The organism is Blattabacterium cuenoti (genome assembly GCF_014252075.1).
GTDB classification, from domain to species: Bacteria; Bacteroidota; Bacteroidia; order Flavobacteriales; family Blattabacteriaceae; genus Blattabacterium; species Blattabacterium cuenoti_AC.
In genome coordinates this window covers 39,533-63,520 of the sequence record NZ_CP059209.1, presented here as the reverse complement: position 1 = coordinate 63,520, position 23,988 = coordinate 39,533, and the positions used below count along the sequence as shown (strand labels likewise).

The 23,988-nt window shown below is 25.8% G+C and carries 19 protein-coding genes and 3 tRNA genes; 4 read left to right on the top strand and 18 right to left on the bottom strand.

Annotated features, from left to right (window positions below; all coding sequences use genetic code 11):
* Nucleotides 1-62: 62 nt before the first annotated feature.
* Together H0H47_RS00255 and sucC are read right to left on the bottom strand one after the other, a co-directional pair.
* Complete coding sequence (locus H0H47_RS00255) at nucleotides 63-1,577, bottom strand: AAA family ATPase (RefSeq protein ID WP_185866059.1); 1,515 nt, start codon at nucleotides 1,575-1,577, stop codon at nucleotides 63-65.
* The gene (sucC, locus tag H0H47_RS00250; protein WP_185866058.1) at nucleotides 1,570-2,778 is read right to left on the bottom strand and encodes an ADP-forming succinate--CoA ligase subunit beta; all 1,209 of its coding nucleotides are present in this window, start codon (nucleotides 2,776-2,778) and stop codon (nucleotides 1,570-1,572) included. The genes H0H47_RS00255 and sucC overlap by 8 nt, the downstream gene beginning before the upstream one ends.
* A 132-nt stretch (nucleotides 2,779-2,910) precedes the next feature.
* On the opposite strand from sucC, the gene H0H47_RS00245 reads away from it, so the two are divergent.
* From H0H47_RS00245 to H0H47_RS00235, 3 genes are read left to right on the top strand one after another with little or no spacing between them, the layout of a single operon-like run.
* On the top strand, nucleotides 2,911-3,588 hold the full coding sequence (locus H0H47_RS00245) for an ABC transporter ATP-binding protein (RefSeq protein WP_185866057.1): 678 nt from the start codon (nucleotides 2,911-2,913) through the stop codon (nucleotides 3,586-3,588).
* Between the two features lie 8 nt (nucleotides 3,589-3,596).
* Nucleotides 3,597-4,259, top strand: coding sequence for an alpha/beta hydrolase (locus tag H0H47_RS00240; protein WP_185866056.1), 663 nt, complete (start codon nucleotides 3,597-3,599; stop codon nucleotides 4,257-4,259).
* A gap of 15 nt (nucleotides 4,260-4,274) precedes the next feature.
* Nucleotides 4,275-4,826, top strand: a complete 552-nt coding sequence (locus H0H47_RS00235; protein WP_185866055.1) for a hypothetical protein — start codon at nucleotides 4,275-4,277, stop codon at nucleotides 4,824-4,826.
* A 3-nt stretch (nucleotides 4,827-4,829) separates the two neighbouring features.
* Here H0H47_RS00235 and H0H47_RS00230 read toward each other — a convergent pair whose 3' ends face one another.
* The 13 genes from H0H47_RS00230 to H0H47_RS00170 all read right to left on the bottom strand — a co-directional run bounded on the left by H0H47_RS00230 (nucleotide 4,830) and on the right by H0H47_RS00170 (nucleotide 22,891).
* On the bottom strand, nucleotides 4,830-5,972 hold the full coding sequence (locus H0H47_RS00230; RefSeq protein ID WP_185866054.1) for a type 1 periplasmic-binding domain-containing protein: 1,143 nt from the start codon (nucleotides 5,970-5,972) through the stop codon (nucleotides 4,830-4,832).
* Nucleotides 5,973-5,992: 20 nt separating this feature from the next.
* A complete protein-coding gene (gene odhB, locus H0H47_RS00225) occupies nucleotides 5,993-7,198 on the bottom strand; it encodes a 2-oxoglutarate dehydrogenase complex dihydrolipoyllysine-residue succinyltransferase (protein ID WP_185866053.1) in 1,206 nt (401 codons plus the stop codon).
* 26 nt (nucleotides 7,199-7,224) lie between these two features.
* Entirely contained in the window at nucleotides 7,225-9,996 is a 2,772-nt protein-coding gene (locus H0H47_RS00220; RefSeq protein ID WP_185866052.1) for a 2-oxoglutarate dehydrogenase E1 component, read from the bottom strand.
* Nucleotides 9,997-10,043: 47 nt separating this feature from the next.
* Nucleotides 10,044-12,713 carry an alanine--tRNA ligase gene (alaS, locus tag H0H47_RS00215; protein ID WP_185866051.1) on the bottom strand — a complete coding sequence of 890 codons (2,670 nt, stop codon included), beginning with the start codon at nucleotides 12,711-12,713 and terminating at the stop codon, nucleotides 10,044-10,046.
* Nucleotides 12,710-13,483 carry a lysophospholipid acyltransferase family protein gene (locus tag H0H47_RS00210; protein ID WP_185866280.1) on the bottom strand — a complete coding sequence of 258 codons (774 nt, stop codon included), beginning with the start codon at nucleotides 13,481-13,483 and terminating at the stop codon, nucleotides 12,710-12,712. Before H0H47_RS00210 ends, alaS begins: the two co-directional genes overlap by 4 nt.
* Before the next feature lie 41 nt (nucleotides 13,484-13,524).
* Nucleotides 13,525-16,710, bottom strand: a complete 3,186-nt coding sequence (gene ccsA, locus H0H47_RS00205) for a cytochrome c biogenesis protein CcsA (protein ID WP_185866050.1) — start codon at nucleotides 16,708-16,710, stop codon at nucleotides 13,525-13,527.
* Nucleotides 16,711-16,807: 97 nt separating this feature from the next.
* Nucleotides 16,808-17,581, bottom strand: a complete 774-nt coding sequence (locus H0H47_RS00200; protein ID WP_185866049.1) for an MBL fold metallo-hydrolase — start codon at nucleotides 17,579-17,581, stop codon at nucleotides 16,808-16,810.
* Between the two features lie 3 nt (nucleotides 17,582-17,584).
* Nucleotides 17,585-18,580 (bottom strand): recombinase RecA, encoded by a 996-nt coding sequence (gene recA, locus H0H47_RS00195; RefSeq protein WP_185866048.1) that lies wholly within the window; start codon nucleotides 18,578-18,580, stop codon nucleotides 17,585-17,587.
* Nucleotides 18,581-18,620: 40 nt separating this feature from the next.
* Nucleotides 18,621-19,658: a lytic transglycosylase domain-containing protein gene (locus tag H0H47_RS00190; RefSeq protein ID WP_238785088.1), complete on the bottom strand. Its 1,038-nt coding sequence runs from the start codon at nucleotides 19,656-19,658 to the stop codon at nucleotides 18,621-18,623.
* A 94-nt stretch (nucleotides 19,659-19,752) separates the two neighbouring features.
* Nucleotides 19,753-19,944, bottom strand: a complete 192-nt coding sequence (locus H0H47_RS00185) for a Sec-independent protein translocase subunit TatA/TatB (protein WP_185866046.1) — start codon at nucleotides 19,942-19,944, stop codon at nucleotides 19,753-19,755.
* Nucleotides 19,945-19,994: 50 nt separating this feature from the next.
* Nucleotides 19,995-21,011 carry a sugar nucleotidyltransferase gene (locus tag H0H47_RS00180; RefSeq protein ID WP_185866045.1) on the bottom strand — a complete coding sequence of 339 codons (1,017 nt, stop codon included), beginning with the start codon at nucleotides 21,009-21,011 and terminating at the stop codon, nucleotides 19,995-19,997.
* Between the two features lie 24 nt (nucleotides 21,012-21,035).
* On the bottom strand, nucleotides 21,036-21,416 hold the full coding sequence (locus H0H47_RS00175; RefSeq protein ID WP_185866044.1) for a dCTP deaminase/dUTPase family protein: 381 nt from the start codon (nucleotides 21,414-21,416) through the stop codon (nucleotides 21,036-21,038).
* 14 nt (nucleotides 21,417-21,430) lie between these two features.
* Nucleotides 21,431-22,891 (bottom strand): lipopolysaccharide biosynthesis protein, encoded by a 1,461-nt coding sequence (locus H0H47_RS00170; protein ID WP_185866279.1) that lies wholly within the window; start codon nucleotides 22,889-22,891, stop codon nucleotides 21,431-21,433.
* 136 nt (nucleotides 22,892-23,027) lie between these two features.
* Between H0H47_RS00170 and clpP the strand changes: the two genes are divergently transcribed.
* On the top strand, nucleotides 23,028-23,702 hold the full coding sequence (gene clpP / locus H0H47_RS00165; protein ID WP_185866043.1) for an ATP-dependent Clp endopeptidase proteolytic subunit ClpP: 675 nt from the start codon (nucleotides 23,028-23,030) through the stop codon (nucleotides 23,700-23,702).
* On the opposite strand, the gene H0H47_RS00160 is transcribed toward clpP, so the two are convergent.
* The 3 genes from H0H47_RS00160 to H0H47_RS00150 form a co-directional block, all read right to left on the bottom strand.
* Nucleotides 23,700-23,773 (bottom strand) — tRNA-Arg (locus H0H47_RS00160). The genes clpP and H0H47_RS00160 overlap by 3 nt on opposite strands.
* Before the next feature lie 10 nt (nucleotides 23,774-23,783).
* Nucleotides 23,784-23,858 (bottom strand) — tRNA-Pro (locus H0H47_RS00155).
* Nucleotides 23,859-23,864: 6 nt separating this feature from the next.
* Nucleotides 23,865-23,950 (bottom strand) — tRNA-Ser (locus tag H0H47_RS00150).
* Between the last annotated feature and the right edge of the window lie 38 nt (nucleotides 23,951-23,988).

The window sequence follows — 23,988 nt, the reverse complement described above, 5'->3', positions numbered from 1 at the left end:
TTCTGATTTTTTAGAAAATGAATAGAAATTTTTCAAAAAAATTTTAACATAAAGCTTTTTAATTATAAAAGTTTTTTTTCTTCTTGTATTGTTGAAGAAGATATTTTTAAATTCAATCGTTTTATTAATGTTTCTACCAATTTATTTTTTTGAGATAAAAAATTGTACTGTTCTATTGGAATTGGATATTCTTTTGAATCTTTTTTTATGATTTTAAATTCCAAATGTGGATTATTTAACTTTCTTTTGAAAAATTTTTCAAAATTGGTTTGAATTAATAAAAAATCTCTATTTTCCAGTTTACAAGGAATTATAAAAAATATTTTATTTTTTATGACTTGAAATTGTGTTTCATCTTTCAAAAAATCCAAATAAATAGGATCTATCTTTTCTGAAAATTTTTGTACAAATTCAATCCAATTTTTTTGTAAAAAATGAATTTTTTCATTCTCTTTATAAGAGAAAAATTCTTTATTCTCTTTTTCTATTAGAGAATTTTCATGTTTTTTTTTGTGAATAGAAAAGAAATGTGCCAATTGAATTAATTGTATTTCTACTGTCAATCTGAAATTTTGATTGTTTAATTTGTATTCTTTTTCCAAACGATGGAAAACACTCAAAGCATGAATTAAAAAAAAGAAAGATATTTTTTCTGATTGTTCAATATAAGATTGTATAATTTCCTTTTTAAATTTTAAAATAGAAATTGTTTCATAATTTTTAGAAAAAAGTAAATTTCTGAAATGTTTAGTTAAACCTACTACCAGATTATAAGATTCAATTTTTTTTTGAAAAATTTTATTGAACAGTTTCAATGTTTTATAAACATTTTTATCCAAAAGATTATCTACTATTTTAAAATAGTACTTGATATCAATTATTCCCAATTTATTCATGATAAAACATTTTTGTATTTTTTTTCCATTATATGATATGAATCTATCAAATAAATGAATAGCTTTGCTAAGAGATCCTTTTACATGCTTAGAAATAATCAATAAAGATTCATTTTCTATTTCTATGTTTTCTTTTTCAGCTATCATTTTTAAATGAAAAAAAATGTCTTTTACAGAAATTATTTCAAATTCAAAAATTTGACAACGTGATAGAATAAATTCTGGAACTATTTTTTCTTTTGTTCCGCAAAAAATAAATAATATATGCGGATTTTTTTCTTCTATAAATCTCAAAAAAAAATCAAAAAAATCTCTAGAAAATCTATCTATATCATTTATAATAAATATGTTGTAATTTCCCTTTTTAGGGAAAGAGCGAGATTTATGAATAATTTTATAAATATCTTCTAAGGAGGAATGAAAAAAACCATTAATCTCAAACCTATTTAAAGAAATCTCTTCTAATGAGGAAAAAGAATTCAATTCATTAGCTAAAATATGTGCACATGTATTTTTTCCTACTCCTTTTGGTCCAAAAAAAAATAAAATTTTAGATAAACGTTTTTCTTGCATTGCTTTTTTTAAACTAAAAGAAATCTTCTCTTGTCCTACCAAATCATTCCATCTTAATGGTTTGTATTTATCAGCTAATACAATTTTATCATAAAAAACTTTATTCATAAGCATCTCTCTGCAAAATTTCCTGAATTTTATCAGCAGCATCTTTCAATGTATCTGTCGAATAAATAGGCAATAAACTATTTTTAAGCATTTTTTTTGCTATTTTCTCATTTGTTCCTTGTAAACGAACAACCACCGGAATTTTAATATCATGATCAATTTTAGAATATGAACTAATTATTCCTTTCGCTACTGTATCACAACGGACTATCCCACCAAATATATTGATCAATATTGTTTTAACAGATTTGTCCTTTAATATAAGATGAAAAGCTTTTTCTACACGTTCTTTATCTGCAGATCCTCCTATATCTAAAAAGTTAGCTGGTTCTCCACCACAAAATTTAATCATATCCATAGTTGCCATAGCTAACCCCGCTCCATTAACCATACATCCTACATTTCCTTCCAATTTCAAAAAATTTAACTTAGATTTAGTTGCCTCTTTTTCAAGTATATCAATATTTTCTTGATCATTCATCATGGCATATTTTTTATGACGAAACAAAGCGTTATCATCTAATACAATTTTTATATCTACAGGAATAATTTTTTTATTAAATGTTTTTATTAAAGGATTAATTTCTAAAAGTAATGCATCGCAATTTTTATAAACTTTATAAAGAGAAATTAAAAAAAAACTAAAATTTTTTAATGAATCGTTATTCATTCCCAGATTAAAAGCAATTTTTCTAGTTTGAAATAATTGCAATCCCAATATTGGATCTATTTTTTCTTTATAGATTTTATCTGGTTTTTTTTTTGAAAGATCCTCTATATCGACACCTCCTTCTTTGGAATAGATTATCATATTTTTTTCTATGTCACGATTAAGTAATATAGACAGATAATATTCTCTAGGAGGTTTTAACTCGTAAGAATAGATATCTTCAGATAACAAAATTTTTCTAACTAATTTTCCTTTTTTAGAAGTTTGTGGCGTGACTAAGAATTTTCCTAAGAGATTTTTCGATTTTTCATAAACTTCATCTAGAGTTTTCGCTATTTGAATACCACCAGCTTTTCCACGTCCCCCCGCATGTATTTGGGCTTTAATCACCAAAGATTTTTTTTCAGTTCTTTTAAAAATAATTTTTGCTGCTTCCACAGCTTTTTCTGGAGAAGAAGCGAGTATTCCATATGGAACCTGAATTGAAAAAGAATTCAATATTTCTCTACCTTGGTATTCATGTAAATTCATTGAAAATAATTTTATTTACAAGTAAATTTAAACTAAAATTCGCTTATTTTTGAAATGTTTATTTAACTTGTTGATTTGGTTTAATGAAGGATTTTTTAAGAATCTTTAACAGAGTTTTAAATTTACGAAAAAATGATTCATGCTGAAAATATTTATAAATCTTTTGGAAAAGAAGAAGTAATCAAAGGAGTGAATCTTTTTGTGAAAGAAGGAAATATGGTGTGTATTTTGGGTGAATCTGGATCAGGAAAAAGTACATTGTTACATATATTAGGAACATTGGAAAAACCTACTCTAAAGAAAAAAATAAAAACTGTTCTAAAAATAAATGGAAAAGAAGTCTTGTCTCTTTCAGACAAAGATCTTTCTATTTTAAGAAATCAAACAATAGGTTTTGTTTTTCAAACCCCTCAACTTCTTCCTGAATTTACTGCATTAGAAAACATTTGTTTACCTGGATTTATAAACAGAAGAAATAAAAATGATGTAAAAAGAAAAGCTAAAAATTTATTAAATCAATTAAATCTTTCTAAATATGAAGATTCAAAACCAGAAGAACTATCTGGAGGACAAAAACAAAGATTATCTGTAGCAAGAGCTTTAATTAATAATCCTAAAATTATTTTCGCAGATGAACCTTCTGGAAATTTAGATAAAAAAAATGCAGATAAATTACATAATTTTTTTTTCTTGAGAAAGAAACTAAAACAAACTTTTTTAATTGTTACTCACAATATGCAATTAGCAGACATGGCTGATGAGAAACTAAAAATAGAAAATGGAACAGTATATAAAATGAATAAAAAATAAAATATTTTATGCTTTTAAAAAATCAACTTTCTATTAAACATATTATAAAAAAACCGAATAATGAAAATGAAACTGCTCTTTTTTTGATGATTCACGGGTATGGAAGCAATGAAAGAGATCTTTTTTCTTTCGAAAAAGATCTTCCTGAAAACTTTTTCATAATTAGCATTCAAGGAATTTATTCCATTGGAATAGATAAATATTCTTGGTATGATATTGATTTTTCTAATGAAAAAAAATTTATTAATATTTTACAAGCACAAAAAACTATTGAAAAAATATCTTTTTTTATAGATGAAGCTATTCAAGAGTATCAATTAAAAGAAAATAAAGTTTGGTTATGTGGGTTTAGTCAAGGCGCTATTTTAAGCTATGCCATAGCCTTAAAAAAACCTAATAAAATAAAAAAAGTAATCGCTTTAAGTGGATATTTAGAAAATAGTCTTTTGACAGAAGAAATGAATCCAAATATTTATACTCATTTAGAATTTTTTATATCTCATGGAAAATATGATACAGTAATTCCTTTGAGTTGGACAAAAAGAGGATTAAAGTTTCTTAAGAAAAAGAAAATACTTTCTTTACATTACAAAGAATATGAATCTGGACATACTTTAAATAGTCTAAATTATAAAGATCTTATTAATTGGATTAAAGAAAAACATATTTGAATAAAAAATTCAATCATGAGTAAATATTCAAAAGTAATATTATTTTTCCTAATTTTTTTAGTATCTATTTTTCTATTTTTTCAGAAAAATTATTTCTGTGGAAGTCTTCTATTTTTATTAAGTTTGGTTCCTATTTTTTTTCTTTTTAGAAATGAATTTTTATTATTGGCTTTTTTAAAAATACGAAAAAAAGATATGAAAGGATTAAAAAAGTATTTAGGATATATCAAAAATCCTAAATTACAACTTACTAAAAATCAAATTTCTTATTATTATTTTTTAAATGGAATTTTGTATTCGGAAAAAAATATACTTCAATCAGAAAATTATATGCAAAAGGCATTGGATTTTGGACTCCGATTTAAACAAAACATAGCCATTGCAAAATTGAACCTTGCAATAGCATCTTTATCAAAAGGAGATAAAAAAAGAGCTGAACTTTTATTGTTGGAAGCAAAAAAAATGGATATTTCTGGTTTTTTACATGATCAAATTCAAATCATAAAAATGAAAATGAAAAAAATGAATATTGGAAATAGACAAAACCCTTATATTAGAAGAAATTAAAAATCACAAACGTATAACCCACAATCCCTTATTTATATATCCTCCTTTATCAGATACTTTCCGATATTTATATTTTCTGACTAATCCTGAAAAATATCCTTTGTCGATTGTCTTAAATAAATTTTTGTTTTCAAAAAGTTTTTCTAATATGTCATAAGTTAAATCGAATCCCAATAATTGGTATTTATTTAACTGATTTCCAAATTTTTTTTTCATAAAATGAAAAATTTTCATTTTATTTTCATCATTTTGATTAAAATGATATTTTTTTGTAAAAATAAATTTATATTTTCTGAGTAAAGGAATATTTTTGTAATAAATATTATGAGAACCTACTCCAAAAGGGATTATTTTTTCATTTTTTTTAATAAAATCAATAAACTCTTTTCCTAGAACAGAATTCCCTCCTAAAAAAATAGCAAAAAAAGGAATCTTTTGATTAAGATTCACAAAATTATTTCTCATATAATAAATTTGAAAATGAATATTCCATTTCAATAACCTTTTTTTTAGAAAATTTATCATTTTTTTAGATGGATCCTCACCTAGCAAATACAAAGTTTTTATTTTATTTTTTTGATAAATAGATTTTATTTCTTCTAAAATAGGTTCTACTAAATAAATATCTTTTGTTTCAGATTGAATAACATTTGGATAAGAATTTAAAGAATCAGAAGCTATCAATGGAGAAATAATAGGCGTATTTTTGTTATTTTTAGCAACTTCTTCTAAAGAAGAACGAAAAAAAGGACCGATAACAGCATGAGTATTAGATAAATTATATGAAATAATAAAATTTGTTATCCTTCTTTTTTCATTTTTTGTATCAAAAACTTGAACATTTATTTTTTTATTTTTAAATAGAAGAAAATCAATAGCGCTTTGAGCTCCAAGATAAAAATATGAAGCATTTTCACTCAATTTTTTACTTTCTTGATTTATTTTTTCGTCTTTGACGGAATTTAAAAACAAAGGCAACATAAAAATTAGATTAATGGAATCTGTATGAATTGTAGAGTTATATATTTTCTCTTCTTTTTCTTTCTTTTTTGTGATAAAATGATTATAAAACGGATCAATATCGTTGATTTCTTCTGAGAAAAACAGAACAACAAAAGAAAAAAAAACAAAAATAATATTTCTCATATCATTCAATCTTCTTTTTTTTATAATTCTAATATTTTAGGAATATTTTTTTCACTTTCTTTCATTAAGAATTTTATTGGATTTTCTATAGATTCCTTGACTGTTTTTAAAAAACCAACAGATTCCCTTCCATCGATTATTCTATGATCGTAAGATAAAGCTAAATACATAATAGGACGGATTTCAATAGATCCATTAATGACTACAGGTCTTTCCATAATTTTGTGCATTCCCAATATGGCACTTTGTGGTGGATTTATAATTGGAGTAGATAACATGGATCCAAAAACTCCGCCATTAGTAATGGTAAAAGTTCCTCCAGTCATTTCATCTATGGATATTGTTCCATTCTGAATTTTCGTTGAAAATTTATTGATTTCCTGTTCTATTCCACGAAATGATAAATGTTCCGCATTTCGTATAACAGGAACCATTAACCCTTTCGGTCCAGATATAGCGATACTAATGTCACAATATTCAAAATTAATTTTTTCTTCTCCACTAATCATAGCATTAACGTCTGGATAGATCTTCAATGCTCTAACACAAGAGAGAGTAAAAAAAGACATAAATCCTAAATGAACTCCATGTTTTTCTTTAAAAATTTCTTTATATTTTCTTCTTATAAGAAAAATTTCTTGCATATCAACTTCATTGAATGTAGTTAGTGTGGCAGTTTCATTTTTTATGGAAACTAATCTTTCAGAAAGTTTTTTTCTTAGAGAAGAAAGAGGGGTTGTTGTTTTTGATCTATACATAGTAATATGTCTTCCATCAGACGGAAAATAAGTTTTCTTTTCAAGAAAGACACAATCTGCTTTTGTAATTCTTCCATTTTTACCTGTTCCCTTAACAGATTCTATAGGAATATTCTTTTCTTTTAAAATTTTCTTTGAAGCTGGAGAAAGAATTTTCGCATTTCCGGAATGGAACTCTTTTTTTTCTTTAGTTTTATTTTCTTGTTTATTATGAAATTCTTTTATTCTTTTTTTAGAAGTATCGATAATGCACAAAACATCTCCAACTCGTATTTTTTCTCCTTTTTTTATCATTAAGCTTATCACCCCATTCTCTTCTGCAGAAATTTCTAAAGTAGCCTTATCTGAATCTATTTCTGCTATCGTTTGTCCTTTAGAAACATAATCTCCATTTTTAACGAACCATGTAGAAATTTCTACTTCCGTAATCGATTCTCCTGGAGAAGGGACTTTTACTTTTTTTATCATAATTTTAATTTTTAAATATTACAAAATCAAAAAAAAGATTTTTTTAATATTTCATCTTGAATTTTCAAGAAATCTAGGTAAGATCCTGTAGATGGACTAGAACTTTCAGATGGAGCAATTAAATTAAATGAAATTAAATTTCCCAATTTTCTTAAAACGAAACTCCATAATCCCATATTTTCTGGTTCTTCCTGGACCCAAATAACTTCTCTTTTATTCTTGTATTTAGAAAGTATTTTTTTTATTTTTTCCGTTCTTAATGGATAAATTTGTTCTATACGAATTAATGCTGTTTTTCTATCTTTCAGTGCTTCTTTTTTATTAAGCAACTCATAATATATTTTTCCAGAACAAAAAATTAATCTAGTGATTTGATTAATATCTATTACAGAAGTATCATCCAAAATTTCCTGAAAATTTCCTTCAGAAAGATCTTCTATTGTAGACAAGCATTTTGCATTTCTAAGTAAACTTTTGGGAGTGAAAACTATAAGAGGTTTTCGATATTTTAATTTCATTTGTCTTCTTAAAAGATGATAAAAATTAGCAGGTGTAGTGCAATTAACCACAAACAAATTGTTATTAGCACAAAGTTGCAAATAACGTTCTACCCGTGCGGAGGAATGTTCCGGACCTTGTCCTTCATATCCATGGGGAAGTAACAATACAATACCATTACTAATTTTCCATTTATTTTCTCCGGAGGAAATATATTGATCTATTATAATTTGACCACCATTTCCGAAATCACCAAATTGAGCTTCCCATAAAGTTAAAACATGAGGAGAATACATAGCATATCCATAATCAAAACCCAATACTCCATATTCTGAAAGAGGAGAATTATATACCTGAATTTTTCCTTGTTTCATACGTATATGATTTAGAAGAATAATTTCTTCTTCTTCTTCTGTTTTTACAATAGCATGACGCTGAGAAAATGTTCCTCTTGCCACATCCTCACCTGATAAACGAATATGAACTCCTTCATCCAAAAGTGTTCCATAAGCCAATAATTCTGACATGCTCCAATCCACTAATTTTTTTGAGATCATTTCTAATCTTTGTTGAAAAATGGATTCAGTTTTTTTAAAAAATTTTTTATTATTGGGAAGAGAAAAAATTTTATTGGATATGTTTATAATTTTTTTCGTTGAAATTTTTGTATCTACTTTTTTAAAAAGATCTTCATCATTAGATACTATAGGAAAATTTTTCCACTCTTCTTCTAAAAAAGAATTTAACACATTCCATTTGATATTTCTTGCTTCATGATATCCTCTATTCAGAATCTGTTCATATTCTTTTTCCATATTGATTATATCATTTTTATTAATGATTCCTTTTTTTTCTAATCTTTTTTTATACAGGTTATAAGAATTTGGATGTTTAGAAATAGCTTTGTACAAGGATGGTTGAGTGAATCTGGGTTCATCCCCCTCATTGTGTCCATATTTTCTATATCCAAGTAAATCTATAAAAACATCTTCATGATATTGCATTCTAAAATCTACAGCAAAATGAATTGCTCGTATAACAGATTCTACATCATCTGCGTTAACATGTAATACTGGAGAAAGTACTACTTTTGCTACATCAGTGCAATAGATACTAGAACGTCCTTCAGTATAATTTGTGGTAAAACCTATTTGGTTATTAAGTACAATATGAATTGTTCCTCCAGTTTTGTATCCTTTTAATTTAGATAATTGTATGACTTCATATACAATTCCCTGACCTGATAACGCTGCATCTCCATGAATTAAAATAGGAATAATTTTTTCTGAATTACTATTTTTATTATAAATAATATCTATTTTTGCACGTGCAAATCCTTCTACAATGGCATCTACAGATTCTAAATGTGAAGGATTAGGAATCAAATTCATTTTAATGCATCGTCCTTGACGAGTTTTTCTAATTTTAGAAAACCCTAGGTGATATTTTACATCTCCAGAAAAAGACTTTTCTTTATACTCTTTTCCTTGAAATTCACTAAATATTTGGGAATAATTTTTTTGAAAAAAATTAGAAAGAAGATTTAAACGTCCCCTATGTGACATTCCAATTATAAAATCTTCTGTTAAATATTTTCTGGATGTATATTCTATAATTTCTTCTAATGCAGGTAATACTGATTCATTTCCTTCTATAGAAAACCTTTTTTGTCCTACAAATTTCTTGTGAATAAAATTTTCAAATGCAACTGCTTCATTTAATTTCTTCAAAAAAAACTTTTTCTCTTCTGCAGAAAATCGCAATTTTTCTTTTTGAAACCATTCTTCAATCCATTGAATTTTTTTGAGATCAGAAATATACATGTATTCTATTCCTATAGATCCACAATAAATATTTTTGAGATAATTGATTATATTTCTTAATGAAGTCTTTCCAAGACCTATTAATTGACCAGATTCAAAAAATACGTCAAGTTCTTTTTCCGATAATCCGAAATTTTTTAAATCCAAAGAAGGAAAATATTTTCTTCTTTCTCGTATAGGATTTGTGTGAGTAAAAAAATGACCTCTTTTTCTATAAGCATGAATCAAATTAGATACTAAAAATTCCTTTTGGATAATGCCGTTTTCATTCTTATTCTCAATATTAAAAAATTTTTTATGATTTTTTGTATTGATTGATTGACTAACGGCTTTATAATTTTTTTCTCCAAAATCAAATCCATGAAAAAAAGCACTCCAACTTGGCTCTATTGAATTAGGATCTTTTTTATACTTGTTATATAGAAATTCTAAATCTTTAAAATGAATGGTATTTAAAAAAGAATATCTATCACTCATATACTATTTTTACTTCAAATTTAAACATTTTAAACATCTATCAAAGTTTATTTGAAATGATTTTTTATAGTTATTATGTCTTTTAAAATCAATTTCAATCCACTTATTTCAGTTCCTATAGCTGTAGCAAAAAAAGACTTTCCCCAATATTTTCCATGTATATAAGATGCCATTTTACATATTATTTTATGAGCATGAATATTTTTGCTTCGAATGACAGAATCGGAAATAGATATAAAAATAACTGGTTTTTTATCTTTTAGAAATCCTACAATCATAAATAAATTAGATATTTCATGTCTTAAATCCAAAACAATTTTCTTAATAAGATTCATATTCAATTCTTTTTCTTGAATTGGATCAATATCACATATATAGTTAATTGAAGAAAGTTGAATAGCTTTTAAAGAATATTCTTTTTTGAGTGCTTTAATTTGCTGAAAACGTATTCCTGATATTTCTTTTTTTAATTTTTTATTTACATTTTGTAAAATGATAAAATTTTTTAAAGGAGATTCCGAGTTTTTCATCATCTTTTTTAAAGATTGATATTGATCATGAATAGATTTCAAGTATTGTATTGCTTTTTTTGAAGTTATAGCCTTAATTCTTCGAATTCCATATGATACAGAAGATTCCGATATGATTTTAAAAATTTGAATTAATCCAGTATGTTTGACATGTGTTCCAATACATAATTCAGAAGAATTCCCAAAAGTGATCACCCGCACTTCTTGTTTATATTTATTTTCAAATCTTTCACTCTTATAAAAAGAAGTTTTTATTTTGGCTTCTTGCAGGGAAGTAAACTTTTCTTCTTTTAGAATAAGATCAGAGAAAATAAATTCTTGAACTATATTCTCTATTTTATGCAATTCTTCAATAGTTATTTTTTGATAATGAGAAAAGTCAAATCGTAAATAATCATCTCCCACATAAGACCCTTTTTGTTGAATATGATTTCCTAATACTTGTTTTAAAGAAAAATGTAACAAATGAGTAGAAGTATGATTTTTTTCAATTTCTGATCTTCTATTTTTATCAACTATGGCTTTAAAAGAAGAATAAATATCTGAAGGCAATTTTTGAGCATAATGTATGATAATGGAATTTTCTTTTTTAGTATTGAAAATAATAATTTCATCAGTTTTACTTTTTATTAATCCAGTATCTCCCAACTGACCCCCTCCTTCAGGATAAAAAGGAGTTTTTGAAAAAACTAACTCATAATAATAAGTTTTCTCTAATTTATTTTCTATTTTTCTGTATTTTAAAATTGAGACATCACATTCTATCATATCATATCCTACAAAATTTGCGTTTTCATGAATAAATTGATGATTATGTACTTTTATCCAATCTTTTTTTTCGATTGTATTATTTTCTTTTTTGGATCTATTTTTTTGTTCTAACAATTTTTTATGAAACAAATCTTCATCAATTGATAAATTATTTTTTTCAACTAACATTTTAGATAACTGTATAGGAAAACCATAAGTATCATATAATTGAAAAATGGTTTCTCCATCAATAATCTTTTCTTTTTTTTCTTTAGTTTGTTCCATGATATATTGAATTTTATGACTTCCTTTTTCAATAACCCTTAAAAAAGATAATTCTTCTTCATAAATCACATTTTTTATGTATTTTATTTTTTTTTCCAATTCTGGAAAAGAACTTTTCATTTCTCTCACTAAAGAATCTACAAATTGATAAATAAAAGGTTCCTTTTTATATAAAAAACGGATCACATAAATTACGGCTCTTCTTAAAATTCGTCTTATAACATAACCAGCTCCATTATTTGATGGCAATTGACCATCTGAAATAGAGAAAACAATGGCCCTCAAATGATCTGCTATTATATGTATGGATACTTTCTGATGAAAATCTTTTTTATAAATATTCCCCAAAGATTCTTTTATATTCTGAATAATTGGAAAAAAAATATCAGTTTCATAGTTAGAAAATTTTCCTTGCAAGACCATACATAATCTTTCCAACCCCATTCCAGTGTCAACATGTTTTATAGGAAGTTTTTCTAATGTTCCATCTGATTTACGTAAGAATTCTATAAAAACAAGATTCCAAATTTCTATAACCTTTGGATGTTTTTTGTTAATAAGATATTTTCCAGGTAGTATTTTTTTTTCTTTTTCATTGCGTAAGTCTATATGAATCTCTGAAGAAGGACCACAAGGTCCTGTCAATCCCATTTCCCAAAAATTTTCTTTTTTTCCAAAAAAAAGAATATTATCTTTGTTTATTAAAGTTTTCCAATATTTTAAAGTTTCATGATCCATGGATAATCCTTCTTCTTCATCTCCAATAAAAACAGATATGTAAATATTTTTTTTTGGTATATTATATACTTCAATCAATAACTCCCAAGCCCATTCTATTGTTTCTTTTCTGGAATAATCTCCAAAAGACCAATTCCCTAACATCTCAAACATAGTGTGATGATAATTATCATATCCCACATTTTCCAAATCATTGTGTTTTCCAGTTACTCGAAGACATTTTTGAATATTAACTATTCTTGAATAATCCGGTTTGACATGTCCTAAAAAATAATCTTTAAAAGGATTCATCCCCGCATTGATAAAAAAAAGTGTAGGGTCATTTTTTGAATAAATAGGAAAAGAAGAAAGAACTTTATGTTTCTTATTTTGAAAAAAATCAAGAAAAGTATCTCTTACCAATTTGTATTTCATAATACATCATTATTCTTTTTTTTATAATATTTTGGAGACTGTTCTATAGCATCCATGATTTTTTCCATAATATTTTCAGTGGTTTCTTTTTTTAAATCTAATTGAATAGGTTCTTTAAATTTCATTTTCTGTAATACTCCCTTTTTCTTAATTCGAATACCTTTTTTATCATAAGCTTTTTGAAACCCATCAATGACAATAGGAACAACAATGGGATTATATTTTCTGATCACATGAACAATTCCTCTTCGTCCAGGTGCAAACGCTTGGGTTGTTCCTTGTGGAAAAGTAATTAACCATCCATCATTCAGAGCTATTCCCATGCGAGTTATATCAGAATGATTTACAGAACGATTTACTATTTTATCTCCTTCTTTCCATGTTCTTTTCACAGTAATTCCTCCAGAATAAGCAAATAATTTTGTTAAAAAACCTTGATCCATGGTTTCTTGAGCAGCGACATAGTACAGATTCACTTTTGGATTCAAAAGATAAATAGGATTCTTAATGCTATTTATAAATCCATTTTTTACACTACAAAATACATGAAACATAGCAAAAACATCTGCAAAATAAGTTTGATGATTTGAAACAAATAAAACTCTTTTTTCAGGAAGATCTCTAAGATATTCCGTTCCTTTTAATTGTAATTGATTGAATCCATTATATCGATTATAAGAAATGCAACCAAAAGTGAAAATTAAAAAACGTTTTATAAAATGTAAATTTCCAAATGCATCTCTGAATAGAGTGCTTTCTTTTTTTTTCAAATGTTTCTTTTTTGTTTTCTTAAAAAAAGATGAATGAAAATTCACTGTTTATTTTTATCTATTTTTGTAATGTTATGAAATTTCGGAAATTTCGCAGAATAATAAGCCCAACTTGTGATAATAAACAAAATTAATAAACTATAATATATCCAAAAAGGAACAGAAACAGGATCTCCTTTAGCATAAGAATGTAATCCAGACAAATAATAATTGACTCCAAAATAAGTCATAATGATAGAACTTATTGACAATATGCTGTAAAAATTAAAAGCGAATATACTTTTCATACATGGAATCAATCGTATATGTAATACAAAAGCATAAATCATAATACTAATTAGAGCCCAAGTTTCTTTTGGATCCCAACTCCAATAACGTCCCCAACTATTATTTGCCCAAACAGAACCTAAAAAAGTTCCTATTGTTAATAAAAAAAGTCCTATGGTAAGACACATTTCATTAATAATAGTTAATTTTTCAATATGAATTCGAATTATTTTACTATAATAATGAAAATATGCTTTTAATATATATAAGAGCAACACAAAAAATCCTAAACAGGATCCTGTGAAAAAAAAACCATAACTGGTTGTTATTGTTGCCACATGTATAATCAACCAATGAGATTTTAAAACTGGTACTAAATTTGTTATTTCTGGATCCATTGCATTTCCATGTGCTATCATTAATAAAATAGATGCTATTAAGGTTGTCATCCCTGAAACAAATTGATTTTTATAAAATAAAAAACCTATTCCAACTAAGCAAAAACTAATAAAAATAGCAGATTCGTATCCATTAGTCCATGGAGCATGTTCAGAAATATACCATCTAAAAATTAAACCTAAAAAATTTGAAAGAAATAAAACAGATAAAATGAATGAAAACACTTTTGAAAAAAAAACCATATATTTTTTTTGAAAAAAAATTCTCAAAAAAGAATTAATAATAATAATTATTCCCAAAATCGCATATAAAAAAGATAAAAAATAAAATATATTGAGTTTATTATAAATAATTTCTATGGATATTTTTTTTTCCGAAGGCAAAATTGATTTAGCATGTTTTATTTGATACCGTCGTATTTTTTCGATTTCATTATCTGCAATTCTCCAATTTTTTTCATTTTGAGCATCAAATAAAGATTTTAGGTAATTATTAAACATAGAAAAACCTGAAGGATTTAATCTGTTTGATTCTGATAGAATCCAACTAGACCAAGTATGATTCATATCATTGGGAATAGGAAAAATGCGAATATATTTTCCTTGAAAAATCTCATGAATAATTCCTACACGTTCACTAAGACTGAGTACCGCTTTATCATATTCGTCTCTTTGCATAGGATTTTTAGAAAAAGCTTTTTCATAGTCTTCTTTAAGGACAAATTTTAATCTTGATGTTTTTTGATCTAAAATATAAAGATCAATCAGAGAAACATAGTATTCTTGATTTGCTTTTACTTTATTTAAAAATTTAGAACCTCCTCTTTTATCTACTTGAATAAAAGGGACTTTTGTCCAAAAAATATTGTCTTGATGTATAGAAATAAACCATTGATTAGCATCTATATTTTCTATAGAATTTCTTTTATGTATTTTTCTAATAAGTTCAATAGCTATAGTATTGACAGGTTTTATTCTTCCTTTATGATCTTGTACTAATAAACGTCCAAAATTTTCACTATGTTTTTTAGGAATATGAATAGCGTCAGAAACATTTTCTAAAGGAATTTTTTTAAATTCATGTATTTGATTGTATGTTTGAGTAAAAGAAACATAATTATTTCCTAATAATAGAAATAATATGAAAAATAGTATTGAATGATTTTTAGAATATAAATTTTTCAATTTATTTTTCAAATAATTAAATCTAGTTCCTTTCCAAAATAAAGTAAAAAACATTCCTATACTCATAAAAATGTAACCTACATAGGAAAAATAGGTTCCTAAATAATCATTATTGACAGAAAAATGTGTCCCTTTTCCATCAGGATCATATCCAGATTGAAAAAATCTATATCCCTTATAGTTGAGAACATTGTTCATGTAAATCAAATGATTTATTTTCTTTTTTTTATCTATAAGTGTGATATTACTCATAAAAGATGAAGGAAATTCAGACCCTGGATAATTTTCTATTTTAAAATTGTTTAATCGCAATAAAAAAGGAAGATTCCAAAATATAGACCCATATCCAATGGATATTTGACAATCCTTAAATGATAAAGAATCACTCATTTTTGTTGTATTTTTTCCTCCTAAAAAAGTAATTAATTTTGATTGATCTCGAAAAGATATTACTGCCGTAATAGCACTTAATAAATCATTATTTTCTTCTTTTTCACATGATTTGATATACTCTAATTTTCCTTTCATAATCCTTTCAGGAATAACCCATTGCATTATCCCATGATCTGTTTTGATTCTATATAAATGTTTGATTTTTAAAAAATCAAAAGTATTTTTGAGTAAAAAAGAAGTTTTTTTATGAATCATGTTTATACATTCTCCTGAAAAAGAAGATTTTATAAACAATTTATTATGTTTTTCAACAATTTGTATTCCTAAAGGAATTTTTTTATTTAAAGAAAATATAACCCCATTTATTTTCGTTATATTCCCATTTTTAAGAAAATTTTCCGTTCTTCCTTTTTGATTGTTTGAAATAATCTTTATAATTTTTTCTTCTGGTTTTTTTTTCTCTAAAATAACTTTAGCGCATGGAATATAATCTATAATTTTTATTTTTAAAGGATTATCCTTAAAAAGAAATTTTCTTTTATATTTTTTATGATAAGAAGAAAGAATATAAGGATCATGATAAAATCTAGTATAGTTTCCTTGATTAATTTTTAATTTTATGTAATTTTTTCTAGAAATGATTTTTCTATTAATTTCTCCTTCTCTTATAGACATAATTCCTTCAAAACTATAATATCTAGAAAAAATTGCTCCTATAAAGAGAAATAAAAATGATAAATGAAAAATAAAAAGAGGAAATTTGTCATAATTCCATAATTTATATTTACATATATTTCCTATCAGATTGATTGTAATTAATAACATTGTTATTTCAAACCAAGTAGATTCATAAATAAATATTTTGGCTACATCAGTAGAATATTTCTTTTCCAAAAAAGTAGCTATAGCCATAGATATAGCCAATAATAAAAATAAAAAAGAAGTTATTTTTGTGGAAAAAAAAATTTTTTTTAACGTTTGCATATTATTTTAATTGTATTTAATAAATATAAAAACGATTTATTCGAAATAAATTAACAGTAAATAAATTGTATTTAAATAAATTATATGAAATAATATTTTATGTTTCATATATGATTAATCCATCATAAGCCAGGTAGACGTTTTTTGGTAATTGTGTTTCGATTTTTTCATGAAACCCAATCATATGACTAATGTGTGTTAGATAAGTTTTTTTTGGACGAATTTTTTGAATGACATCCAAAGATTTGGATAGCGTAAAGTGAGAAGGATCTTTTGGGGTTTTTCTTAAAACATTTAAAACTAGAATGTCTAATTCTTTTAATTGTTGAATTGTTTGAAGAGGAATACTGCTTGCGTCTGTAATGTATGCAAAATTTTCTATACGAAAACCTAAAATAGAAAGATCTCCATGCCATATGGATAAAGGAAAAACTTTAAAATCTTCTACAATAAAGAAATCTTTATAAGTATCTAACTCATGCATGGATATTTTTGATATATTCGATTTCTGATTTTCTGAAAAGAAATAAAAAAATCTTTTTTTTAAATCCTCTAAAACTCTACGTAATCCATAAACAGGGATGGGTTTGTTCATATTAAAATAAAAAGGTCTTATATCATCTAACCCCCCTATATGATCATGATGTTCATGTGTAATAAAAATAGCATCCAATCTTTCATGATCGTTTCGCAACATTTGATAACGAAAATCTGGACCACAATCGATTAAAAAACATTTTTTATTTTTCTCAATTAAAACCGAACTTCTAAGTCTCTTATCTTTTGGATTTTTAGAAAAACATACTGGATGTTTGGATCCAATAATAGGAACACCTTGAGAGGTTCCAGTTCCTAAAAAAGTAATTTTCATATTCTATTTTTGAATATATTGATTTATTATATTTTTTTGTATTTCATTTATAATGTTTTTTTTTTCTTTTAAAAATTCTTTTACAGAATCTCTTCCTTGACCTAATTTCATGTCTCCATAACTAAACCAAGATGCATTTTTTTTAATAACTCCTAAATCAACTCCTAAATCCAGGATTTCACCTATTTTTGAAATTCCTTCACCATACATTATATCAAATTCAGCAGTTTTAAAAGGAGGAGAAAGTTTATTTTTCACTACTTTTACTTTTGTTCTATTTCCTAATATTTTTTCTCCATTCTTAATTTGATTTCCTTTTCGTATGTCTAATCGAATTGATGAATAAAATTTCAAGGCATTTCCGCCTGTTGTAACTTCCGGATTTCCATAAACCCCGATTCTCTCTCTTAATTGATTAATAAATATCAGTATGCTTTTTGATTTACCTATACTAGAGGTTAGCTTTCTCAAAGCTTGAGACATTAATCTAGCTTGTAATCCTATTTTAGAATCTCCCATTTCTCCTTCTATTTCACTTCTAGGAGTTAAAGCGGCCACAGAATCAACCACAATCATATCAATAACACCAGATCTAATTAAATTATCTACTATTTCAAGCGCTTGTTCTCCATTATCTGGTTGAGATATTATTAACTCTTTGATGTTAACTCCTATTTTTTGAGCATAAAGACAATCAAAAGCATGTTCAGCATCAATAAAGCTAGCAAAACCTCCTAATTTTTGAGATTGATTTATTGCATGTAATGCTAAAGTTGTTTTTCCTGAAGATTCCGGTCCAAATATTTCAATAATACGACCTTTTGGGAATCCTTTTATTCCCAAAGCTATATCTAAGCTTAACGATCCAGAAGAAACAATTTCTAAATTTCCTATATGAGAATCTCCCATTCGCATAACAGTTCCTTTCCCATATATTTTATCCATTTTTTCTAGAACAAGTTCTAAGGATTTTCTTTTTTGTTCAATTTTTTCGTTCATAATTTTGAAAAAGTTAAGGGAACTTTAGTTATAACATATATTATGTTTTTCTATTTTTTTTTAAAAAGTAAACTTTGTTTTTTGGTAATCTCAAAAAAAATTTATTTCCAGGAGGAATAAGATCCACAAGATATTGTGGATTTAGAAGAATTAAATCTTTATGAGACATATTTAAACTATAGGCAAAAAATTTCAAAGAAATTGTTTCTTTAATAGGAATTAGGAGTGTTTCTTTATATTTATATTTGTAGGGAGAGAATCTATATTTGTAGATATTGTGTTCCTTATAGTAATTCATGACATAATTAATGGCAATAAATTTAGGAACATAATTTTGAGTTTCTTTTGGAAAAAATTCCCATAACTCCCAAAAATCTTTTCTGTTATGATGATGTTGCAATATTTTATCTACAGTTCCTGGCCCAGCATTATAAGCTGCTAAGACTAATTCCCAATTTCCTATTTTTTTATACAGAAATTTTAAATAACGGCAAGCTGCTTCTGTTGATTTAACAGGATCATTTCTTTCATCATAAATATTATTAATGTTGAGATTATATATTCTTCCAGTTTCAGGCATAAATTGCCAAATTCCTTGAGCTCCTGCTTTGGAGGTGATAACAGGATTTAAATTTGATTCTATAATAGCTAAATATTTTAATTCTTTTGGAAGACGATAGTTTTCTAGTTTTTCTTCAAACATAGGAAAATAAAAATCTGACAATGAAATAATTTTTCCTATATATTTATCCATACGAAGATAACTTTCTACAGAAGCATGCACTATGCTGTTGTATTTAAACATCTTAGTTTTAGATCTTTGATTCAAAAAATTTAATCTTAATTGAAGTTCTTCAGAATCTATATTAGTAATAACAATATTTTTTTTATGAGATAGTTTTTTACCAGATAAAGATTTTTTTTTTCCTGCAAGCATTTTTTTCCACAATTTTTCTGTATAAATGTTATTTAAATCTAATTTTTTATCAAAAAAATCTTTATGAAAGTTTACTACATTTTTTTGTCCCCAAAAGGGCTTTAATGTAGATTGAACAATCAAACTTTTTAATATGAGCATAAAAAACATAATATTTCTTATCGTTATCGTTGCCATTATCTCAAATTGTAGAAAAAAAGTACGAATGAACAAACGTAAAGTGAAATAAATTTTTTTATTCTTCTTCAGATTCTGAATCTTTTCCTTCAGAAGCCTTTTTGAATTCTTTCAATCCTGTCCCTAATCCTTTCATTAGTTCCGGTATTTTTTTACCACCGAAAAGTAAAAGTGCAAGAATGACAATCACCACGATTTCTGTGGTTCCAAAAGTTCCAAGTAGTATTAAAAAAATAGAAATGAAATCCATTCAACGGGATTTTTTATCAAATATAAAAAAAATTATGAATTTTGATCTTATTAATTGAAAACAGAATAATCTCCTAAACTTACTTCTTTTGCTTTTCCGATATAATAGATGTGATTTCCTATCATGGAATTATGCAAATTTGCATATTGTATTTTTGTATCGTCTTGAATCAAAGATCTTCTTATATTACTATTTTTTATTTTTGTATTTTTTCCGATTGAAACATAAGGGCCTATGATGCTATTCTCAATGCTTGTATTTTTTCCGATTGAACAAGGTTTTATAATTAAACTATCTCTTATGATTGCTTTTTCATGAATCAATTGTGAATGTTTATGTTCTATAGACAAAATTTTTGAATTAGAAGAAATAGTCCTTTTTTTATTTCCAAAATCCATCCATTCTTGAACTTGTTTGCTAATAAATTTTTCTCCCTTTTTTCTCATGTTTTCTAAAACAGATGTTAATTGGTATTCTTGTTCATTTCTGATTTTTTTATCTAAAAATTGTAGTTCTTTTCTTAAAAAAAGACTATCTCTAAAATAATAAAGACCGATGATTGCTAGATTAGAAACATAATTATTGGGCTTTTCTATAAAATGAGTAATAATTTCCGAAGAATCACATTTTACCACTCCAAATAAATGAGGATTTTTAACTTTTTTTGTCCATATAATGTTATCGACTTTGTTAGTAATTTCCTTTTCTAAAGAAGTGTTATAAAATAAAGTATCGGAAAAAACAATGATTATCGGACCTCCATTCAATGAATTTTTAGCCCTTAACAAGGCGTCTGCCGTCCCCAGTGGAGTGATTTGATAATAGATTATAGGACGAACTCCTATTTCATTAGCTAATTTGATTAATTTTTTTTCAATATTTTCTCCGTAATTTCCTATAATGAAAACAATTTCTTTCACAGAAAAGATTTTTATAACTTCGGATAAACTTTCCAATAATCTTCTCAAAACTGTTTTTCCTGCTATATGAATTAATGGTTTCGGAGTACTTAAAGTGTGCGGATGCAAACGCAATCCTTTTCCAGCCATAGGAATTATAATTTTCATATCACATCATTTTTTATTATTTTTTCATATACCAGTACTTCCAAAACTATTGCATCCTCTCATACTTGTATTTAAAATAGAACATTTTTTCCATTTTATTTGGGGCCCTTGAAATATGTTTAATACAGCTAGTTTTTCATTGGATCTAATTTTCATAGTTTCAAAAAAAACGTTTGTTATAATCATTTTAATTTCTTGACATAAAACCGTTTTTTTTTTATTTTTTGTAATATGAATGACGCAAATTGCTTCAATAAATTTTTTTTTCAAAAAAAAATGATACTTAATTGTTTTAGGAAATTGAATAAAAATGCCTGTTGATATCAATTTTCTTTCTAGAAAATTAATAGAAATAGATTTTTCTATATTGGCAATTAAAGTTAATTGGTATCCATTTTTTATCACACGGAGATCTACTTTTAATATTTGATTAAATTAATCAATCTTTTTTTTTCAAAAAATAAAATAATTATCAAATACAGGAATTGAAAAAAAAATCTAAACATCATTTCTTTCTTTTTATTGATCACAAGAACTAAAAAAATTGCAAATAAAAAATGAATTATGATATTTCTTATTTTTTTACAAAATTTAAAAAAATTTTTTTTCCCCCAAATGTACAACATGATTAACATGCATCCATACGATGCTAAAGTCCCCCAAGCGGGAATCATAAAATTATTATTAGGAATTAAAATAAAAATCATGTTAAATAAAAAAGTGATTAATACTCCTATTAAGGAGATATAGGTCCCTACAATAGGTTTATCTATTATCTTATAAAATATGGATAGATTCGTATAAACTCCTAAAAATAAATTTCCCATCATTATTATAGGAATAATGGACATTGCAAAGTGATATTTTTGATCAATAAAAAATCCCACAAACATGGGGATATTTCCACATATTAATACATAAAAAATTAATCCGAAAAGAATAAACATATAATTAATTTCTTCATAATAATATTTTGCATCAGAATCTCCGGATTTTTTAAAAAAAAAAGGTTCGATTCCCAATCGAAAAACTCTGATATACAAACTCATAAAAGATGCTATTTTATAACAGGCAGAATAAGATCCGTTAATTTCATCTGAAACCCATCTTTTGATCAAAATTTTATCAAGATTTTCATTAATGGAAAAAGCAATAGTTCCTAACATAATAGGAATTCCATAATTTAACATTTCTTTGGCAATAATTTTGTTAAATTTTTTTATAATTACTTTTTTGAAAAGAATAGGAAGGACTAAAAATAAATTAGTTAAGGATGATATCATATTTGCAAAAAATATATAACCAGTTCTATCTGTGAACGAATTTATCCATTCAAAAATAAAAGAGAAACAAGACCCTTTGATGTAAAAATTGTTAGAACAAAAAAACATATATATTATTAAAAGCGATTGGATGAGTATATTTATTATATTTATAATGGTATGTTTGAATGGTTTTTCATTCGCACGAAGCCAAGCCATAGGAAGAATACAAATCGTATCAAAAAATATGATTAAGAAAAACATAAAAAAATATTCTGGATGATTTTGATATCCAGCGATATAAATTAAATATTTGATTGAATTAACAGAAATAATTAAAAAAAAAGAAGTAATTAATAATTGTATTATAACACCCGTTGAAAAAATAGTTTCTTGGTTATAATTTTTTTTATATAAAAATCTAAAATAAGTATTTTCTAATCCAAAAGAAAGAAACCCTATAACTAGAAAAGATAAAGCATACATATCTGTATAAAGAGAAAATTCTTCTCTTTTTAAAGAAACAGTAAAAAATTTTAAAAAAGCATAATTAATAATTTTTGGTAAAATTGATCCTATAGAATAGATAATTGTTTGTTTTGCTAGTTTTTTGTACAAATTCAATGCTTCTTTTAAAATTAAAAGTTCCTAATTTCTGTATTTTTTATGTATGTATAAATTTTTTTTGCAAAATTTTGCATAGAAATAGAGATTAATTATGAGTAACTTTGATCAAAGTTTTCAACATAAGAAAATGGATTATCGAAAAAATTCAAAAGAATTTATGCTGTATGCAACTAAGCATAAAAAAATTAATAGTTTAACGATAGATGAATATATTATTCAATCAATTACACCTTATATTGTTGAAGAAAGGAAGCTCAATGTAGCACAAATGGATGTTTTTTCTCGTTTAATGATGGATCGAGTTATTTTTTTAGGAACTCCTATAGAAGACCAAGTAGCTAATATAGTACAAGCTCAGTTATTGTTTTTACAGTCTGTAGATTCTGTGAAAGACATCCAAATTTATATTAATTCTCCAGGAGGAGATGTTTATGCAGGATTAGGCATATATGATACAATGCAAATTGTAGAACCCGATGTAGCTACCATTTGTACTGGGATGGCTGCATCTATGGCTGCTGTTTTACTTTGCGCAGGAGTAAAAAATAAAAGATCTGCATTAAAACATTCAAGAATCATGATCCATCAACCTATAGGAGGAACACAAGGACAAGCTTCAGATATTGAAATTACAGTTCGTGAAATTTTAAAGTTGAAAAAAGAACTTTACGAAATTCTATCGAAACATTCGGAAGTCTCTATTGAGAAAATAGAAAGAGACTCAGATAGAGATTATTGGATGACTTCTAAAGAAGCTAAAGAATACGGAATGATAGATGAAGTTCTAGAAGGAAAGAAATGATCACGACAGGACTCGAACCTGTAACCTACTGCTTAGAAGGCAGTTGCTCTATCCATTTGAGCCACGTGATCTAATTGCAGATCGGGGTAGCAGGATTTGAACCTACGATCTCCTGGTCCCAAACCAGGCGCGATAACCAAACTACGCTATACCCCGTTTTTGCGGAGAATGTGGGATTCGAACCCACGCGGTATTTTATATACCGACAGTTTAGCAAACTGTTCCGTTAACCACTCCGGCAACTCTCCCTAAAAAATACAAATCTAAAGTAGATCTATTAAATAAA

Bases quoted from the DNA above. Each gene is read 5' to 3' on its own strand.
- H0H47_RS00255 (WP_185866059.1), bottom strand. From the start codon at position 1,577: ATGAATAAAGTTTTTTATGATAAAATTGTATTAGCTGATAAATACAAA.
- sucC (WP_185866058.1), bottom strand. From the start codon at position 2,778: ATGAATTTACATGAATACCAAGGTAGAGAAATATTGAATTCTTTTTCA.
- H0H47_RS00245 (WP_185866057.1), top strand. From the start codon at position 2,911: ATGATTCATGCTGAAAATATTTATAAATCTTTTGGAAAAGAAGAAGTA.
- H0H47_RS00240 (WP_185866056.1), top strand. From the start codon at position 3,597: ATGCTTTTAAAAAATCAACTTTCTATTAAACATATTATAAAAAAACCG.
- H0H47_RS00235 (WP_185866055.1), top strand. From the start codon at position 4,275: ATGAGTAAATATTCAAAAGTAATATTATTTTTCCTAATTTTTTTAGTA.
- H0H47_RS00230 (WP_185866054.1), bottom strand. From the start codon at position 5,972: ATGAGAAATATTATTTTTGTTTTTTTTTCTTTTGTTGTTCTGTTTTTC.
- odhB (WP_185866053.1), bottom strand. From the start codon at position 7,198: ATGATAAAAAAAGTAAAAGTCCCTTCTCCAGGAGAATCGATTACGGAA.
- H0H47_RS00220 (WP_185866052.1), bottom strand. From the start codon at position 9,996: ATGAGTGATAGATATTCTTTTTTAAATACCATTCATTTTAAAGATTTA.
- alaS (WP_185866051.1), bottom strand. From the start codon at position 12,713: ATGAAATACAAATTGGTAAGAGATACTTTTCTTGATTTTTTTCAAAAT.
- ccsA (WP_185866050.1), bottom strand. From the start codon at position 16,710: ATGCAAACGTTAAAAAAAATTTTTTTTTCCACAAAAATAACTTCTTTT.
- H0H47_RS00200 (WP_185866049.1), bottom strand. From the start codon at position 17,581: ATGAAAATTACTTTTTTAGGAACTGGAACCTCTCAAGGTGTTCCTATT.
- recA (WP_185866048.1), bottom strand. From the start codon at position 18,580: ATGAACGAAAAAATTGAACAAAAAAGAAAATCCTTAGAACTTGTTCTA.
- H0H47_RS00190 (WP_238785088.1), bottom strand. From the start codon at position 19,658: ATGCTCATATTAAAAAGTTTGATTGTTCAATCTACATTAAAGCCCTTT.
- H0H47_RS00185 (WP_185866046.1), bottom strand. From the start codon at position 19,944: ATGGATTTCATTTCTATTTTTTTAATACTACTTGGAACTTTTGGAACC.
- H0H47_RS00180 (WP_185866045.1), bottom strand. From the start codon at position 21,011: ATGAAAATTATAATTCCTATGGCTGGAAAAGGATTGCGTTTGCATCCG.
- clpP (WP_185866043.1), top strand. From the start codon at position 23,028: ATGGATTATCGAAAAAATTCAAAAGAATTTATGCTGTATGCAACTAAG.